The organism is Terracoccus sp. 273MFTsu3.1 (assembly GCF_000383675.1).
Lineage (GTDB): Bacteria > Actinomycetota > Actinomycetes > Actinomycetales > Dermatophilaceae > Terrabacter.
Genome location: NZ_KB911827.1, coordinates 58,959 through 76,187, shown reverse-complemented (window position 1 = coordinate 76,187; position 17,229 = coordinate 58,959). Strand labels below are relative to the sequence as shown.

12 protein-coding genes are annotated in these 17,229 nt (G+C 71.1%); 3 read left to right on the top strand and 9 right to left on the bottom strand.

What is annotated here, in order from left to right; translation table 11 throughout:
* Positions 1 to 570 (bottom strand): hypothetical protein, encoded by a 570-nt coding sequence (locus H283_RS0120135; RefSeq protein ID WP_020145332.1) that lies wholly within the window; start codon positions 568 to 570, stop codon positions 1 to 3.
* A 107-nt stretch (positions 571 to 677) separates the two neighbouring features.
* Between H283_RS0120135 and H283_RS25925 the strand changes: the two genes are divergently transcribed.
* Positions 678 to 2,429 (top strand): copper resistance protein CopC, encoded by a 1,752-nt coding sequence (locus H283_RS25925; protein ID WP_020145331.1) that lies wholly within the window; start codon positions 678 to 680, stop codon positions 2,427 to 2,429.
* Between the two features lie 176 nt (positions 2,430 to 2,605).
* Here H283_RS25925 and H283_RS25920 read toward each other — a convergent pair whose 3' ends face one another.
* The 5 genes from H283_RS25920 to serA all read right to left on the bottom strand — a co-directional run bounded on the left by H283_RS25920 (position 2,606) and on the right by serA (position 13,079).
* Complete coding sequence (locus H283_RS25920; RefSeq protein ID WP_020145330.1) at positions 2,606 to 7,825, bottom strand: peroxidase family protein; 5,220 nt, start codon at positions 7,823 to 7,825, stop codon at positions 2,606 to 2,608.
* A 274-nt stretch (positions 7,826 to 8,099) separates the two neighbouring features.
* Positions 8,100 to 9,131 carry a BTAD domain-containing putative transcriptional regulator gene (locus H283_RS25915; protein WP_051103700.1) on the bottom strand — a complete coding sequence of 344 codons (1,032 nt, stop codon included), beginning with the start codon at positions 9,129 to 9,131 and terminating at the stop codon, positions 8,100 to 8,102.
* A gap of 534 nt (positions 9,132 to 9,665) precedes the next feature.
* Complete coding sequence (locus tag H283_RS0120115; protein WP_020145329.1) at positions 9,666 to 10,982, bottom strand: sensor histidine kinase; 1,317 nt, start codon at positions 10,980 to 10,982, stop codon at positions 9,666 to 9,668.
* Positions 10,983 to 11,011: 29 nt separating this feature from the next.
* Positions 11,012 to 11,683 carry a response regulator transcription factor gene (locus H283_RS0120110; RefSeq protein WP_081633955.1) on the bottom strand — a complete coding sequence of 224 codons (672 nt, stop codon included), beginning with the start codon at positions 11,681 to 11,683 and terminating at the stop codon, positions 11,012 to 11,014.
* Positions 11,684 to 11,879: 196 nt separating this feature from the next.
* Positions 11,880 to 13,079 carry a phosphoglycerate dehydrogenase gene (serA, locus tag H283_RS0120105; RefSeq protein ID WP_020145327.1) on the bottom strand — a complete coding sequence of 400 codons (1,200 nt, stop codon included), beginning with the start codon at positions 13,077 to 13,079 and terminating at the stop codon, positions 11,880 to 11,882.
* A 276-nt stretch (positions 13,080 to 13,355) separates the two neighbouring features.
* Between serA and H283_RS25910 the strand changes: the two genes are divergently transcribed.
* Positions 13,356 to 13,760, top strand: a complete 405-nt coding sequence (locus H283_RS25910; RefSeq protein ID WP_196806034.1) for a GNAT family N-acetyltransferase — start codon at positions 13,356 to 13,358, stop codon at positions 13,758 to 13,760.
* Between the two features lie 58 nt (positions 13,761 to 13,818).
* Here H283_RS25910 and H283_RS0120095 read toward each other — a convergent pair whose 3' ends face one another.
* From H283_RS0120095 to H283_RS27905, 3 genes are read right to left on the bottom strand one after another with little or no spacing between them, the layout of a single operon-like run.
* A complete protein-coding gene (locus H283_RS0120095) occupies positions 13,819 to 14,172 on the bottom strand; it encodes a hypothetical protein (RefSeq protein WP_020145325.1) in 354 nt (117 codons plus the stop codon).
* Between the two features lie 34 nt (positions 14,173 to 14,206).
* Positions 14,207 to 15,589: a DUF4331 domain-containing protein gene (locus tag H283_RS0120090; protein ID WP_028785774.1), complete on the bottom strand. Its 1,383-nt coding sequence runs from the start codon at positions 15,587 to 15,589 to the stop codon at positions 14,207 to 14,209.
* A 2-nt stretch (positions 15,590 to 15,591) separates the two neighbouring features.
* Positions 15,592 to 15,852: a hypothetical protein gene (locus tag H283_RS27905; RefSeq protein ID WP_156023345.1), complete on the bottom strand. Its 261-nt coding sequence runs from the start codon at positions 15,850 to 15,852 to the stop codon at positions 15,592 to 15,594.
* A 627-nt stretch (positions 15,853 to 16,479) separates the two neighbouring features.
* Here H283_RS27905 and H283_RS25905 point away from each other — a divergent pair.
* Positions 16,480 to 17,217, top strand: coding sequence for a GAF and ANTAR domain-containing protein (locus H283_RS25905; RefSeq protein WP_020145322.1), 738 nt, complete (start codon positions 16,480 to 16,482; stop codon positions 17,215 to 17,217).
* The last annotated feature ends 12 nt before the right edge of the window (positions 17,218 to 17,229 follow it).

The window sequence follows — 17,229 nt, the reverse complement described above, 5'->3', positions numbered from 1 at the left end:
TCACTCCTTCTGGGAAGGCGTCGGCGCGACGTGCGAGTCGTGGGTGTCGCCGGGCGAGCCGCCCGCGGCCGACATGTAGAGCAGAGGCACGCGCACGGTCCCCGGGCCGGCGCTGAGCACGACGTGGGAGCCGTCACGAGGCAGAACGTAGGAGAGCGACCCCTCGAGGTGGGCATGAGCCGCGAGACGACCGCGGAGCGGCAGCGACCCGGCCAGCGGGGCCGCGCCCGACGGCTGTCCGGAGGCGATCGCCCTGAGGACCGACGCGTCGTAGGTCGTGTCGACGTCTCCTCCGGTCACCGTCAGGACGACCCGCACGAGGGCCTTGTCGCTCGTGACGAGGCCGTTCACCCCGTGGGACATCCCGCCGAGGTCTGCGTCGGTGAGGCCGGTGACCTCCTCCGCACCGCTCACCCGGAACGACACGTCGCCCACGGTGAGGAGCGACGGGTCGGGAGGCCCGGCGAGAACGGCACGGGTGTGCCAGCCGCCGAGGACCAGCCCGAGGGCGACCAGCAGCGCGAGGACGATGGTCCGTCCCCGGCGCGGTTCCGGGCGCAGGGTTCTCATCCGACCAGCGTCGCAGGGCGACCTTCGACCTACCTTGGGGTCCCGGCGGCCCCGCGAAGGACGGCAATCCCGCCCGGGCGCAACAGTTCCCGCCCTACTCTCGGACCATGACGCTGGGCAGGCCCCGCTCGAGCGGGGGCCTCGGAGGGAGCCCGGGACGACGTCGGCGCGGAGCGCTCGTCGCCCTCCTGACCCTTGCCTTCGTCCTCGTCACGTCCGGCCCGGCCGGCGCCCACACGCGCCTCCGGTCCTCGGACCCGGCGGCCGGCTCGGTCGTCGCCACGGCGCCGACGGCGGTGACGCTCCGCTTCGCCGAGCCCGTGGCGGCCGCGGACGGCGCGGCGCACGTCTACGACGACCACTACGAACGCGTGGACCTCGACCAGGTGCTCGCCGTCGCCGGCACCTCCGACTCGCTGCGTGTCCCGTTGCGACCCGGACTGGCCAAGGGCACGTATGTCGTGGTGTGGCAGGCGAGCTCAGCCGACACTCATCCCGTGACCGGGTCGTTCCGCTTCTCGGTCGGAGCCCCGACACCGGTCGAGGGCACACCACCGGACGACAGCCACAACGACCTCGCGGGCGCGGTGCTCGGCCCCCTGCGCTGGCTCGGGTACGCCGGGATGGTCCTCGCCCCCGGCCTGCTGCTCATGGTCCTGTGGCTGTGGCCCGAGGGGCTCTCGTCACCCCGGACCCGTCGCCTTCTCGGCGTCGGTGCGGGCGTGCTCGCCGTGGCCACGGTGGGGAGCATGGTCGTGCAGGGTGTGTATGCCAGCGGCGAGCCGTTCAGTGCGCTCTGGGCCGACCCGGGCTCGCTCGACACCCACTCCAGGACCTTCGACACGGTCCACTCGGTGCGGGCCTTCCTCCTCGTCGCCCTCGTCGCGCTGCTCGTGGCCGCCCTGAGCTTCGGGCCGCGAGCGACGGGGCGCTACCTGCTCGGCCTGCGGTCCGCCGCCGTCGCCGTGACGCTCGCCCTCGCGGTGACGTGGCCGCTGGCCGGGCACTCCGCGGCCACGACCCACCCCACGGTCACCGTCGCGCTCAACGTCGTGCACCTGCTCGCCATGGTCGTCTGGCTCGGCGGCCTCGTCGGCCTCCTCGTCGGGTCCGGGGAGCCAGGGCAGCAGGCGGCCCTCGGCCGGGCGCTCCCCCGCTTCTCCTCCGTGGCCCTCGTGTGCGTCGCGACGCTCGTGGTCACGGGCGTCCTGCTGGCATGGTCGGAGGTGGGCACCGTCTCGGCCCTCACCCCGACCGACTACGGACGCGTCCTGCTCGCCAAGGTCGCCGGCGTGCTCGTCCTCGTCGCCCTCGGCAACAGCGCGCGCGTCTGGGTCGAACGACACCGCATACCAACGCCTTCCGGAGAGGAGGACGGGGCTCCGGAGTCCACGGTCCCCGCGGAAGCCGTCGCGGCGAGGGGCCTGCGGGCGGGGCTCGCGGGCGAGACGCTCACCGCCGGCGTCGTGCTCGGCCTGACCACGGCGCTCGTCGTCATCGTCCCGGCCCGCTCCGACTACGTCGAGCCGTGGAGCAGGGTGATCACGGCTGGCGGGGCGACGGTCTCGGTGCAGCTGCCACGCCCACGGGTCGGCGACACGGTCGCCCTCGTGACCGTCGCGGCCCCGGGTGGCCGCCGCACCATCTCGTCCGTGACGGGGTCGGTCAGCCGTCCGGGGGTGACCGCGGCCGCCGTCCGGCTCCCCGTCAGCCCCGAGGGGTCCGGCACCGACGGCGCCACCGAGGTCGGTCTCACCTTCGACGACGTCGGCCCCTGGTCGGTCCGTCTCGTCCTCACCCCGACATCGGGCACACCGACCACGGTCGTCTTCACCGTGCCCATCGCTGCCGACGCCTGAGCCCACGCTCCGAGGGCGCCGGCGACCAGGAGACCCGGGGTCGGCCCCACGGGCCAAGGAGCCGCGGCATCCCGTCGATCACCGGCTCCATGAACTGGGGCCTGCGAGCTCGGCTGCACACAGGGAGGGTGGTGACCCCCTGCGGGGCCACCACCCTCCGTGCCTGCCTGTCCGGACTACCGCCCGGCCACCAGGTTGGAGCGCGCCGACTGTGCGCCGCCTCCGACCGCGTTGACCGCCTGCACGGTGAACCGGTAGTTACCGGCCACTGGCAGCGTCATCACGAGCGACCTTGCGGTGGCGGGCTGCACGGCCGAGGTGGTCGTCGCCAGGACGGCCCCCGCTGCACTCATGCGCAGTCCTCGCACCACGTAGCCGGTGATCGGCGACCCACCGGTCGCGGCCGGCGGCGTCCACCGGGCGGTCGCGTTGATCGCGCCTCCCGCGACTCCGGCCGTGGCCGTCCCGATGACGGGAGCACCCGGAACGGTTGCCGGCGTCACCGAGTTCGACAGAGCCGAGAAGGCGCCCACGCCGACGGCGTTCGCCGCAGCGACCTGGAAGCGGTATGCCGTCCCGTTGGTCAGTGCCGTGATCACCGCGGACCGGGCGGTCCCCGGAGTGACGGTCACCGTGCGGACGAGTGCGTTGGTCGCGGCGAGCCGCACCTGCACGCGCCAGGAGGTGATCGAGCTGATCGGCGCGAGCGGGGCCGCGTTCGCGGTCCACGTCACGGTCGCCGAGGCGTTGCCTCGGGTGGCCGTGCCGATCGTCGGGGCAGCCGGTGCGGTCGGGGCGACGGGTGTCGCCGTCCCCGATGCCGACGGGCCGGTGCCGAACTGGTTCACCGCGGCCACCTGGAAGGTGTAGAGCGTGCCGTTGGTGAGACCGGTGACCAGCCGGGAGGTCGCGGTGCGCGCGATCCCGGTGATGGTCTGGACGGGAGCCACTGCGGTGTTGGTCCCGGTGAAGACCCGGATCGTGAAGCTCGTCGCCGAAGCAGGCCCGGTGAAGTTGACCGTCACCGAGGCGTTGCCTGCGACCAGGCTCGTGATGCTGGGCGCGGCGGGCACTGCCACAGGCAGGGTCGCGTCGCTGAACTGCAGGCGCTCGACGTTCCACACGGTGTCGATGCCGTCGGCTCCGCCGTTGCTGTCGACGGTGATGCTGCCGTTGGCGTTCGGCGTGATCGTGTAGGACGCCAGGGTCCCGGTGAAGACGGCGACGTCACAGTTGACCGCCGCTGCTCCGGCCGCACAGTCCCCTGCCGCACCGGTGGCCGCCGTCGTCCCCATGCCCGTGATCTCACGGACGGTGACGAGGTTGCCCGGGTCGGCGAGGCCGGCGAACACGGCCTGCTGGAGGGTCATGCCGGTCGTTCCGGGTCCCCACGGGTTGGTCGTGGTGGCCGGAATGGCCTTGTTCTCCATCAGGTCGGTCGTGCCCGTCTGGGAGGTCGGGTCGGCCGGGTTCGTCCGGTAGCTGATGCGCACCGACACGGCGTGGTCACCGTCGATGATGTCATCGGCGCCGCGGCCCGTGATGGTGTCGCTGCCGCCACCGCCGAGCAGGATGTCGCCCTCGGCCCAGACCGTGCCGGTCCCGGTGGTCGTGCCACCCTGACCGGTGAGCGGGCAGTAGCCGGCCGCCGAGCTGGCCACGATGGGAGCGAGTGCACTCGGGAAGGTGGACACGAGCCGGTTGAGGCCGGCGATGCGAGCCACACCAGTGGGATCCAGCGCGTTGCAGCCGGTGAAGCCTGCGCCGCCCAGCGTGGACGGGGCGACCTCGTGGCCCTTGATGACGTCGTTGAAGTTCGAGCCGGAGTCCGCCTCGACCTCCTGCCAACGGTCGCGGTTCACGACGAGCTGGATCGGGACGCCGACGAGGTTGTTGTTGATCTCCATGTCGTCGTCACCACCCACGGTGTCGTACTGGTGGAAGGCCCAGTCGAAGCCGCCGGCACCGGCGTTGCGGTCGACGGCCGCGTTCTGCGACATGAGGTCGTCTCCGCCCTCTGCGTCGTAGTCGTTCTCACCGACCTGGCCGACGAAGACGTCGTTGCCGGGAGCGGTCTGTGCCGGGTCGTCGAAGAACGGCGCACCGTGGTCACCCTGGAGCAGGTCCTGCCCCGAGCCACCCTCGATCCAGTCGTCGCCACCGTCGCCGAAGACGGCGTCGGCGCCCTGACCGGCGATGATGAAGTCGTTGCCCGGACCGGCGAAGGTCTCGTTGTCGTTCGCTCCGCCGTTGATGAAGTCCTGGCCCTCGTTGCCCATCGGGATGTCGTCCCCGATGCCACCGTCGATCGCGTCGTCACCGGGTCCGCCCTTGGGCACGTCGGCTCCGCCGAGGTCGGTGATGATGTCGTCACCCTCGCCACCGAGCGCGACGTCGTCGCCGCCGTTGCCCTCGATGACGTCGTTGCCGAGGCCACCCCAGAAGGTGTCGTTGTCGTTGCCGCCGATGACGCGGTCGACACCGGACGTACCGTTGTAGACCGACTGTCCGTTGATCCCGGAGGGGTCCACGGTGTTGATGGCGCGGTACTGGAACGTGCCGTCGGCCTTCCGCAGCAAGAGAAGGTTCTCGTTGCAGTCGGTGCTGGTCAGGTCGTCCTGCACCGAACCGGCACCGAGGATGGCGCCGCTCGTCGCGGGCGAGACCAGGTTGCCGAGCTGGAACTTGCAGTCAGCCGTCGCGAAGGCGTCGGCCTTGAGCGTGTTGGTTCCCTCGGTGTTGCGCTGGATCATCTCGGAGAAGGAGTTGCCCTCGAGCTGGGTGCGGAGGTTCATCCCGGGAGTCCGGAGCAGGTAGTAGAACCGGTCGCCGTCCTGCAGGCTCTCCATCTGCGTCTGGAAGACGTAGTTGAAGGTCGAGCCCAGCAGGCCGCCGAAGAGGTTCGTCACCTCGGCGAGACCGCCGACCCACAGGTCGACGTCGTCCACCCCGGTGGTCGTGCGACCGCCGGCGTTGACCCACGTACCGGTACCGAACATGAAGTCGGCGGCGTCGGCCGGCGGGACGTCGGTGGCGAGCGGGTTGACGATCGCCCGGGCAGCGTCACGCTTGGCGGCTGCCGTCGTGGCCGCGAGGATCGACGGGTGGCGTCCGTAGGCCGCGACGAAGTTGATCAACGACTCGGGGTGCTTGAGGTGCTGCCCGAAGTCGGTCCAGTCGGTATAGGGCGCCAGCTGGCCGTCGTTGGTCTGCGCGAAGATCTGCCGGCGCAGGTCGTTGAGCCGCGGGATGCCGGCGTCCCTGGCGCGGGTCATGTTGAGCGTCGGGAGGTCGAGCGGCAGACCCAGCAGGTTGTTGCGCAGGGTCTCGGTCACGAACTCGTCGATCTCGTTGCCGGCCTGGTCGGAGGAGCCCATGAAGATGGCTCCCGCGGCCTCGTGCGCGGTGTAGAAGGTCGGACTCGCGCCATGGGTTCTCGCGAAGAACTCGGGCGGGTTGAGGAACGCCGTCAGCAGCGGCAGCGAGTTGTCCGTCTTGGCGCCGTTGGCCTCGGTCGTGGTGCGCGCCACGTCGTCGTCGAGCATCGAGTGGCCGAACCGGTAGACGGCGTGGGCGAACTCGGCCTGGATGGCCGGGTTCATGTCAGGCGAGTAGACGTGGAACGGCCGGATCGCCGGCTGCACCTTGCGACCGAACTCCTCGAAGACGAGGTGCTGGTACTCCATCTCCGTCACGAAGCGGGCGGCCTGGAAGAGGCGTCCGCCGAAGCCGTAGCTGACGTCCGGGCCCGTGGCCGTGAGGCGGTGCGGAGCCTGGAAGTCGGCGAGGAGCGACGGGTTGTTGTTCAGCGTGTTGGCGATGTCGTCGACCAGGCGGTTGTGCTCCGAGTGGAAGACCTGGTGGATCGAGGACAGGGCGATGTTCTCGTTGCACCGACCGTCACCACAGATGAAGTGCGAGTTGAGCAGCTCGTCGTCGTAGGTGCCGGCGGGCTGGCTCGCGAAGTCGGCCGACGGGGTGCTGTCGCCGTCAGGTGTGAGTCCACCGGACGGGTCGGCGTTGTGCGCGATGTCGGTGAGGAACGGCGTGTCGAAGTGCTGGACGTTGGCCGGCGCCGGCACCGGGCCGGTGCAGCCGACGTCGGTGGTGCGGCAGCCCTCGACGAGGGTGTTGGCCGTCGTCACGTACTGCGGGAGACCACGAGCCGGACCGGGCAGGAAGTTGCCGTAGGGGTCGGAGGCGATCATCGGGATGTTCGTGACATCCGTGTCGACGAGACGCAGGCCGAGCATGTCTGCCGCCTGCTTCTTGATGCCGGCCCAGGTGGCGAGGCCACCGCTGCCGTCGGGCGAGCCCGGGTAGGCCTCTCCGACCGGTCCACCGTCGAGGAAGCGGCCGTTCGAGACGGGCCGTCCGCCGATGTTGGTGTACTCGCGGAGGAAGACCTGGTGCGAGCTGTGCGACGTGTACGTCTGCGACTGGTCGACCCAGGGGCTGTCGGTGTTGTTCGCGTTCTGGATGTCGTCGGCGGACTCGTCCACGGGCGTGAGCGGGTTGTCACCGAGGATCCCGTCCGGGCCCGGCTGGTTCTGCGCGCGGGTCAGGACCATGAAGGCCTGGTTGGCCGGCACCTCGTCACCGTTGCCGGGTATGCCGTCCGGCCCCGCCGTTATCAGCGGGTCGTCGGCGCGGAGCGGGACGAAGACCGTGCCGCCGCCCTTGACCGTCTGGTCGACGCCGTGGTCGAAGAACTGGCCGAAGAAGGTGAAGACCGAGTTGAACGGTGGGGACAGGCCGACGTCCGTCGTGACGTTCTCGATGAAGAGCGTCTTGTGCGACGGGACGCAGTTGTCCGGTGTGCCGTTCGGGTCGGCCGGGGTCGGGTCGATCGTGCAGGCGATGACCTTGTTGCCACCCTGGGCCCGGACCGGGAACTCGGCCGCCGCGATGGCCGCCGGGTTGGTCGAGGTCTGGTCGACGATGAGGTTGCTGACCACGCGGGGCTGGCTGTCGAAGACGTTGCCCTTCTTCTGGGCGTACGACGTGGCGACGGGCGGCCCGAACAGTGGCGGGTTCGCTTCTGCCGCCCGGAAGTCCGGTGTCGTCAGTCGCGGGAACGGGACATCGGCGGCCGCGAACGTCTCACGCCCGGCGAAGAGGTTGTTGCACGAGCCGTCGACGGTGCGGAGCCCGTATGAGGTCAGCCGGTCGGGGACCTGGTCAGGGCCGGGGCCCACCAACGTGCCACATCGGTTCGACGCGGTCTGGGTCGCCGAGTGGCGCTCGGCGATCTTGATCTGCTTGAGGATGTAGGCGATGTCGGAGGCCGTCACCACGAAGCCGTTGCCCGCGGGTGCGGGAGCCGCCTGCGCGGACGTGACGGCCAGCGGCACGACCATGGCGAAGGGCACGACGAACGCGACGCCCGCCGCCACCCACCGGAACCGGGCCGCTAGTGACTGCGGCCCCGCCCGGTGCGCGGACCGACGAGCGTCCACGTCGAAGATCCGGGCGTGAATCCGCCCGGGAGAGTTGCCGGTTGAGCGTTTCATTGCACACCTGCCTCGTGAGTTGTTGTTGGTGTCCCCGACGTGGTCCTGTGCAGACCCGATGAGTGCGTGTGGAACGGAATGGGAGTGCGTCGGGCCGGCACCTCGTGCCGGCACGTCGTGACTCCCGGAGAGCGCTGCCGCCCGGGGCTCCCGGGCGTCATGCGCTGGCCGAACGGATCGGTCGTGATGGCGCCGAGGACGCGCACCGCACCAGGGCGGCGAGCGTGCGTCGGGCTTCGTCGGCAGCCGGGCCCCGGCGGCCGGTCCCGGAGTCGGGGCCGGCGTGAGGGACGTCCCCGTCGGCGAATCCGCCGCGAGAGACCCGGTGCAGGCGGACGACGGCCTCGATGAGGCCCTCGAGCTCGGAGTCGCCCGCAGCGGGGCCTCCGAGCAGCCGCCCGTACATCTCCTGCAGCCGCGGCCCGGGCGCACACCCGAGCTCGTCGGCGAAGACCCTGCGACACCGGGCATACGCCCGGAGGCCCTCTGCGTGGTGCCCAGAGACGTCCTTGCTGTGCAGGTAGGCGTACCAGGCACCCTCGTCGAGCGGGTCGGACTCGATGGCCTGACGGGCCCAGCGGGTCGCATCACCGGGTGCAAGGTCGACGACCTTCTCCGCGGCGGCGACGAGCCACTCGCTCGTCATGCGCTCGTGCTCCGCGCGCGCCTCGTCCAGCCAGAGGGCGCTCGCCTCGTCCGGCAGCAGCGGGGTCCTGGCGAGGGCAAGGGTCCGGCGCAGCAGGGGCAGGGCCACCTCCGCCCGGACGCTCGGGTGGAGGACACGTCCGACGTCACGGGCGAGCGCCGTGACGTCGAGGTCGACCTGGTCCAGGTCGAGGAAGTAGCAGCCGGCGCGGGTCATGATCGTCCCCTGCCGAGGAGCGCCCGGCACCTGGAGGTGCTTGCGCAGGACGCAGACGTAGGACTCGAGCGTCGCCGTCGACGCGGCTGGCCGGTCGTCGCCCCACAGGATCGAGACCAGCTGCTCCTTCGAGACGGGGACGCCGCGGGCGACCGCGAGGGCGATGAGCAGGTGGCGGGGCTTGACCCCACCGAGCTGACGCGGCCCGAGGACGGCGGTGCCGACGCGCACGTGCAGGCCGCCGAGCAGGCTGACCTGCACCGCGGCCGTGCCGGGACGTCGGCCGGTCGGCGCCGCCGTGAGGGGGCGCGCCACGTGGATGCTCATGTCCGCGCCCCGTCGACGGTGACAGCGGCACGGTCAGGCCGACGGCCACACCGCCGACCTGACCGGCCGCCGCGGGACTCCCACGTGGGGGTTGCATCGGCGCAGTGCGTGACGTGACCGGCACGCCCGGGACGGACGGGGGAGATCGAGCCGCCTGTCGTCGCAACGCCGTCTGCCGTGAGAGTCACGACTCTGACCGCGGGTGCGCCCGCGGTCACGAACAGGAGGCCGGCGGCCGTCGACGACGGCCCCGTCTCCTCAGTGATGATTGGGCACTCCCTCGCGAGATCCGGCCGGCCCGCGCACCGCCCCCGGATCGACGACGTGTCGTCCGCGACACGTCGACGTCGTCCGCTCCCCTGTCGGTGCCCCCACCCGAACTGCTTGTTCCCCATGCATCCATGGTGCTGAGCGCCCTTGTGCCACAACAGTGCCGAAGAGGGGGCCCCGCTCGACCCTCCTTGGGGGTGCCGTCAACCCCCTATATGGGGGGTGCGCCATGACCCGCCGCCCTCAACCCGGAGGCGGACGCCCTCAGGGGGCCCAGGACCAGGCGAACCTCTGGGGGAAGCGGGCGTGCAGCCGCGATCCGCCACCGGGCCGGGCGCCCAGGCTGACCTCGCCGCCGATGTCAGCGACGTCGTCCTGAAGCAGGCGCAGTCCGAGGTGCCCCTTCGCCGGCGCGGGGAAGGGGCCCCCCACGCCGTCGTCGTCGACGGTCACCACGACGTCGCTGCCGTCGACGGTGGCGACGACGGACACGGTCCGAGCGTGGGCGTGCTTCGCGACGTTGCGCAGGCCTTCCCGCACGACGTGGTACGCGAACTGGGTGGCCTCGGCCGAGATCTCCTTGAGACGTCCGTCGACGTCGATCGTGACCCCGATCCCCTCTGCCCGCAGGGGTTGCGCGAGCTGCTCGACGGCAGCCTCGAGCCCCTCGCGGGCGAGACCGACCGGGTAGAGGTCGGTGAGCAGTCCTCGCAGCGAGGCGATGTCACCCTGCAGCCGTCGGCCCACCGACTCGAGCACCCCGCGCGCGGAGGTCGACTGGGGCGGGAGCTCCGCCGCGACCGCGGGCAGCGAGTAGCCGAGGCTCGTCAGGTCCTGGATGAGCCCGTCGTGCAGCTCGCGCGAGATCTTGCGACGCTCCACGTCGGAGGCGGCCAGCGCATGGCGCAGCAGTGACGACCGTTCTGCCTGCGCCTGGTCGACGCGCCGGGCGAGGGACAGGGCCAACGGGATGACCGTCAGGATGAAGAGGACGAGCGCGCCGATCGCGAGGGGCAGGATGCGGGTCGAGATGACGATCTCGTCGCGGACGATCCGGTCACTCGACCAGTACGACTCGACGAGGATCGGCTTCCCGTCGGAGTCGACGGCCCCCGCGTACACCTCCAGGAGCTCGTCGAACCCCTGCTCGTGCTGGTTCTCCTCCTTCGAGAGGTCCGAGAGGCTCGCCACCGACGAGGTGGTCCCGAAGAGGGCGGCCTCCTCGGGCTCGAGGGTGAAGGTCTCGCCGTGCAGCTCGTGCACATCCGACCAGATGACCCGGCCGCCCACGTCCCAGACCTTGATCCGCACGAGGGAGTCGTCACGCAGTGGGCTGCCCACGACGGCATCGAGGATGCGGTCGGAGCCGGGGTCACCCCGGCGGACGGCCATCGTGATGAGCGGCGCGACGACGTCGCGCGCGAAGGAGATCCCGTGCGTGCTGGCGTCGCGGACCGCGATGTCCCGGGCTGCAGCCTTGACGGCCAGGCTGACGCCGCCGGCGCACACCGTCAACGCGATGAGGCTCCACAGCAGGAAGCGTCGAACGGCTCGGCCGCGGACGGTTCGAGAGTCCCCCATCGACCACCTTCGGGGTCGCAGGCGCACGGTCAGGGGCCGATCAGTCCGAACCGCCGGGCGGTCACGACCGCCTCGAGCTGCGAGTGTGCGTTGAGCTTGACCATGATGTTCTTGACGTAGCCCCGGCACGTGAGGCGGGTGATCCCCAGACGTCCTGAGATCGTCGCGACGTTGTGTCCCTCCGACAGGTGCATCAGCACCTCGGTCTCCCGGACGGTCAGGGGCGTGTGGCTCGAGACGGGCGGGCAGCGAAGGAGATCACGCAGGACCCGCGGATGCACGACGAACCCGTCGCCCTTGCAGCCACGCAATGCCTCGAAGAGCTCCGTCAGCGTGCCGTCCTTGAGCAGCAGGGCACTCGTGCCCGCGTCGGCGGCGCGGCGGAGCAGTGCCTGGTCCACGTCGGCCGTGAGCACGACGACGCGCAGCCGCGGGTCCTCGCGGATGAGCTCGGCAGCGAGCTCGATGCCGTCCCCGTCACCGAGGTTGACGTCCATGACGATGACGTCCGGACGCAGGGCGGCGACGGAGGCGCGTGCCTCTGTGGCGCAGTTCGCCGAGCCGATGCACTCCAGCCCGGCCTGCAGGCCGATCGCCAGCGCCATCGCCGACGCCACGGCCTGGTGGTCGTCCACCACGAGCACGCGGACGTAGTCCTCCAGGACCCCCACCTGGGGTCCCACTCCCAGTGTCACGCTCATTCGTCCCCACCCCCAGGTTCCGGGCTCCCCCGAGCCCCTCACTGAGAAATTATGCGGACGGCGGGCCCCCGCGTCTCACGAATCCGCAGGTCAGAGGCTCAGACCGGGACGATTCGGGCACTTCGATCGGATGCCGGTTCCGTCCCCGCGGAGGCCGGGGCCGCCGGGCGCCGCTGCCCGGGGCCGGGGACGGCCGTCAGGTCGCCCAGGTCCGGAGCCAGACGGTCTCCTCGAGCTGCCGCAGCCGCTCCAGGGTCTCTTCAGAGAGGGCCACGTCGGTGTCGGTGATGACGTAGCCGAGCTCACCGCGGGTCGAGAGCGACTGCCCGGTGATGTTGGCACCGGCCTCGGAGAGCGTCCGGTTGATCGAGGCCAGCACCCCGCGCACGTTGTGGTGGAGGTACCCGGCCCGGAAACCGCCGTCGGCCGGCGGCGCCGCCACCTCCGGAAGGTTCACCGACAGGGAGGTGACCCCGGACTGCACGAAGCCGAGCAGCTTGGCCGCGACGAACGACCCGATCTCCTCCTGCGCCTCCTGGGTCGAGCCACCCACGTGGGGGGTGAGGATGACGTTGTCGAGGCCTCGCAGCGGTGACTCGAACGGGTCGCCCTGGGCCTTCGGCTCGGACGGGAACACGTCGATGGCAGCACCGGAGAGGTGACCGGACAGGATGTGGGCGCGCAGCGCCTGGTCGTCGACGACCATGCCCCGCGAGGCGTTGATGAACACCGAGCCGGGCTTCATGAGCGAGAACTGCTCGTCGCCGAAGAGGCCGGCGTTGCCGGGTCGACCGTCGACGTGGAGGCTGACGATGTCGGACTCAGCGAGCAGCTGCTCCAGCGAGCCGAGGCGCCGGGCGTTCCCGTGCGCGAGCCGGTCTGCCGTGTCGTAGAAGACGACGTGGAGGCCGATGGCCTCGGCGACGTTGGACAGCTGGGTGCCGATGTTGCCGTAGCCGACGATCCCGAGGGTCTGGCCGCGCGTCTCGTGGCTCCCCCGCGCGGACTTGTCCCAGATCCCGTCGTGCATGCGCTGGGTCTTCTCGGGCAGACGACGGGCCAGGGCGAGCATCTCGCCGATGACCAGCTCGACGACGCTCCTCGTGTTCGAGAAGGGGGCGTTGAAGACCGGGACCCCGTGCGCGGCTGCCGCAGGGAGGTCGACCTGGTTGGTCCCGATGCAGAAGCACCCGACGGCGACGAGGTCCTCGGCGGCTGCGAGCACACGCTGGGTGACCTTGGTGTTGGACCGGATCCCCAGCAGCGAGACGCCGGCCAGAGCGTCGATGAGCTCGCCCTCGGTGAGGGATCCGGACCGGACCTCGACGTCGTGGCCGTTGCTTCGAAAGGCCTCGACGGCGACGGGGTGCACGTTCTCCAGCAGCAGGACCTTCACGGGCGCCTCCTTGTCCGGGCAGGACGGTTTGTGGTGCTAGCGGGTCGGTGGGCTGCGGTTCGAGCGCGCGTGCCACACCGGGGTCGACCGACCCGATGGTGTCACGCATGCTCTGGTCGGGCTCACGTGGCCACCAGTTGGAAAGGTCGCCTCCCCGTCCCCCTCCTCACGCGCCGTGTGTGCCCGCTCTCGTGCACTTGCTAGGTTCGCCGAGTGGAGGTGACGCGCATCGGAGCAGACGACTGGGAGCGGTTCCGAGCCGTTCGGCTCAGGTCGTTGTCCGACGCTCCGGCCGCCTTCGGCTCGCGCTACGCCGACTGGGTCGACGCCCCTGCTGAACGCTGGCGGTCCCGACTGACGCAGGTTCCGCTGACCCTCCTGGCGCACGACGGGACGACAGACGTCGGTGTCGTCAGCGGACAACCGGCGGGACCGGACTGGGTCGAGCTCATCTCGATGTGGGTCGATCCATCAGCAAGGGGCACGGGGCTCGCGGGACGGCTCGTCGGGGCGGTGGTGGGCTGGGCTGCTGATCAGGGCCGGTCGACCTACCTCATGGTCCGCAGCGACAACGTCGGCGCCCGCAGGGCGTACGCACGCGCCGGGTTCGTCGACGCCGGCGTCCCCGAGGGGTGGCCGGTCGACGAGCCGCCGGAGCACCGCATGGAGCTCCGGCTCTGACACCGTCGTCCGAGCGCCGTCCCGGGTCGAACCGACCGCTCCGCGCGGCGACCCTTGCTCAGGGCGGCACGGCCTCATCCGGCCAGGTGGCTCTCGTGACCTGGCCGCCCCGGACCGTGACGGACATGACGACCTCCCCCACCGGCAGCGGCGCGAGCTCGTAGTCTCCGGCGGTCACGCTCGGGTAGATGAGGGTGTACGCGATGCTCCCGCCGTTCGGCCGACCCACGACCGCCACGTGGGGGTGGTGGTGGGAGGCTGCGCCTCCGCGCTCCGTGCTGCCTGCCGGGCGGATCTCGACCTCGACCCCGTCGGTGGCGGCCGGCATCGCGACGACGAGGGCCCCGACGTCGTCGCCGATGTCGAGCAGCACCGGGCCCTGGCCGGCATACGGGTTCTCCGTGGTGGACATCAGGCGCCTTTCGCCGTGGTGGCCGGTGGGGAGGTCATGCGGCCGGGATGCCCGGTGAGCTCTGGTAGCCGCCCGCCGGGTCAGGCATGTAGGGGAACGTCGGCAGCACCGCCAGGTTCGTGTTCGACGTGCCGTCCTGGAGCAGCGCTGCGGCGGCATCCGGGGTGAACCCCGGATCGACGAGCGGGATGGTGGCGCCGGCGATGGCGCGCAGCTCGATGGCCACGACGTTGTCGATCAGACGCCGACCGTTCGGGAAGCCGGCGGCGTCGCCCGCGATGAGCCCGATCGGGTTGGGGCTGCTGCTCGGTGGGATCGCGAGGTTGAGCCGGAGCAGGTCCGCCTGCACGGGCCCGGTGAAGTTCTGGAAGCCCGGCACGATGCCCGACGGGATGCCGGTGAGCAGGATCGCCAGCAGGTCTGCACGGTCCTTCGTGTACGCGGCCAGGTTCGGGAAGACCCCGGGATAGAGGACGGGCAAGAGGCGCGCGAGCTCCGGCTGGGCGACGTACTGCGCGAACTGGCTGTCATCGCGCGGCGGTTCGACGTTCCACCGGTCCTTGTCCGCCATCGGCGTGATGACCTCGTTGAAGAGCGGGTTGCCGAGCCTCGAGACCTGGCTGAACGGCCCATGCCCTTCGCGCCGACCGCGAGCGGCGTCCCAGACCTGGACCTTCCGTCGGCTCGCAGTCGCCCACACCCCGATGACCGAGGACGGCTTCAGCGGGTCGGACGGGACGTCGCCGTGGCGGCTCACGTCGGAGATGGGGACCTGGATGGCGATGGAGTGCACGTTGAGCCCCTGGAGGCCGTTGACCCCGGGCGCCGCCGGGAGCGGGAGGAGGTGCAGGTTCTGGAACGGCCGCAGGGCGCCGAGGTCGAAGACACTGCCCAGGTCGACGTAGAACGCGTCGCCACGTTGACCGGCGAAGACGGTCCGCCCACCGCGGACGGGGTGGACCGCTGCGTCCGTGAACGTCGCGCCGTAGTTCGGGGTGCTACGCGGCCCGATGTTGACCGGCGGGCAGGCCAGGTCACTGGCGAGCCGCTGGGGCTTGTGCCCACGGGCAGTCCTCGTCACCGAGTAGAACTGCGGTCGGTTCCAGTCGGGGTCGTCGATCGAGGTGATCCGTCCAGTGTTGTAGAGGAAGGTGTCGTCGTGCAGCACCCTTGTGGTGAAACGGAACTCGTAGGACACATCGGCCCGCGCGTCGCCACGGTTGCTGATGTTGATCGCGTAGAGGACGTCGTCGCCGAACTCGTAGAAGTTGGGTCCACCCTGCGGGTTCTGGAACGGGATGAAGTTGGCCACCAGCGTCACCGTCGTGGGGCGGTCGGGGCTGACGAACGCGTAGACGTCGGTGTTGTCGGCGACGGGATCCTTCGAGATCTCGGGGGCTTCGCGGTGGGAGGACATCGTCATCGCCTCGCGGCCCGGTTGAGACGGCGAACGAGGTCGTGGTCGTGGACGACGACCTCCTCGGTGCCGACGTACAGCACGATCCGTCCCGCTGCCGGGTCGCTCACATGGGCTACGAGCGGCCCGCTGTCCGGGGACGATCGATGGGCCACCCCTGGGCCGGCGGCCGCACCTGCGGCCGACGCCATGGTCGCGGCGGCCGTCGCGGCGGCCCCCGCACCGGCCACGGCCAGGAACGATCGACGGGATGTACGGGACATGGGCCTCTCCTTCGTGCGGCATCTCGGATGTTCGGGAGAGGCCCGCGCGTCGGACAGACCTCGGCGAGGTCCTGACCCAGCAGATCACGCTACGCCGAGGTGAGGCACCGGGAAGGGTTTCGCCGAAAGGCACCCGAGGGGACCTGCGAGCACTGCCGGTCTGTGCGCCGCCGACGGTCCCGTGCACCGGCCGGGGTGGGGTCCCAGGCACCCCTCCAGGAGCAGACCCGGGACCCCTGACGCCGGCAACTCGGGGTGAACCGTCGTCATCTGGAAGACGATCGAGAGCCCGGATCATGACGCGCTTTTCCATCGGCGTGGCGTGCAGGATTCGCTCAGATTCCTGTGGCACTCTCGCTCTCGCGCGCCCGTCGATGCTCCCCTGTCTCGACGGGCGCGCCCACGCCCCAGCGGCAACCCCCCTGCCGCTGGCGCACCCCGGCGCGGCCCGCTCACCCCACCCGAGCGGGCTGCGCCCACCTGGCCTCGTCAGAGCCACGACCGTCCGAGGATGAGGCGTAAGGTGGAGACATCTCAGGCAGGGCGACCCCAGGCAACGGCGTCGGGCTTGTGGTTCATGCCGCAGAACCGAGGTTGCATGTGACGACGTCCCGTCCGGATCCAGCAGTGGCTCGTGTCCTGCTGCAGCTCGCCGAGGAGCCGCTCCCGGCAGGAGCGGACGGGCTCGTGAGCACCCTGACCCGTCTGTGCGCGGCACTGGTGCGGCACCTGCCGGCGGCGGGATCGGGCATCAGCCTGATGGGCGAGGGACACGGGTCCGCCGGGGTCGCTGCGGCCGCCGGCCCCCGCAGCCGCCGCCTCGAAGAGCTGCAGTTCACCGTGGGTGAGGGACCGTGCCTCGATGCGCATGCCGCGCGGCGACCGATGCTCGAGCCCGACCTCGCGGGCGCGGGTTCGGACCGCTGGCCGATCTACGGGCCACGGGCCGCCGCACTCGGCGTGCGCGCCGTCTTCGCCTTCCCCCTGCAGGTCGGCTCGGTGCGCGTGGGGGTGCTCGACATCTACCGGCAGCAGGCCGGGCCGCTGTCCCCCGAGGCCCTCGCGTCGGGCTACACCTTCGCCGAGGTCGCGCTGCGGCTGCTGCTGCAGGAGCAGGCCGGGGCCTCCGAGGGCCGGACCCCCGAAGGGCTGGACGATGCCCTGGCCTACCGCATGGAGGTCTACCAGGCCCAGGGGATGGTCATGGTCGACCTCGGAGTCCGACCCGACGAGGCGCTAGCCCGGCTGCGCGGACACGCCTTCGCGACCGGTCAGGACATCACCGCCGTGGCTCGGGAGATCGTCGACGGCTCGCTGCGCCTCACGCGAGACCATCCCCCTCTCGTTCCCGAGGACCCCGCATGACGCCGCGTCCGC

Bases quoted from the DNA above. Each gene is read 5' to 3' on its own strand.
- H283_RS0120135 (WP_020145332.1), bottom strand. From the start codon at position 570: ATGAGAACCCTGCGCCCGGAACCGCGCCGGGGACGGACCATCGTCCTC.
- H283_RS25925 (WP_020145331.1), top strand. From the start codon at position 678: ATGACGCTGGGCAGGCCCCGCTCGAGCGGGGGCCTCGGAGGGAGCCCG.
- H283_RS25915 (WP_051103700.1), bottom strand. From the start codon at position 9,131: ATGAGCATCCACGTGGCGCGCCCCCTCACGGCGGCGCCGACCGGCCGA.
- H283_RS0120115 (WP_020145329.1), bottom strand. From the start codon at position 10,982: ATGGGGGACTCTCGAACCGTCCGCGGCCGAGCCGTTCGACGCTTCCTG.
- H283_RS0120110 (WP_081633955.1), bottom strand. From the start codon at position 11,683: ATGAGCGTGACACTGGGAGTGGGACCCCAGGTGGGGGTCCTGGAGGAC.
- H283_RS0120095 (WP_020145325.1), bottom strand. From the start codon at position 14,172: ATGTCCACCACGGAGAACCCGTATGCCGGCCAGGGCCCGGTGCTGCTC.
- H283_RS0120090 (WP_028785774.1), bottom strand. From the start codon at position 15,589: ATGTCCTCCCACCGCGAAGCCCCCGAGATCTCGAAGGATCCCGTCGCC.
- H283_RS27905 (WP_156023345.1), bottom strand. From the start codon at position 15,852: ATGTCCCGTACATCCCGTCGATCGTTCCTGGCCGTGGCCGGTGCGGGG.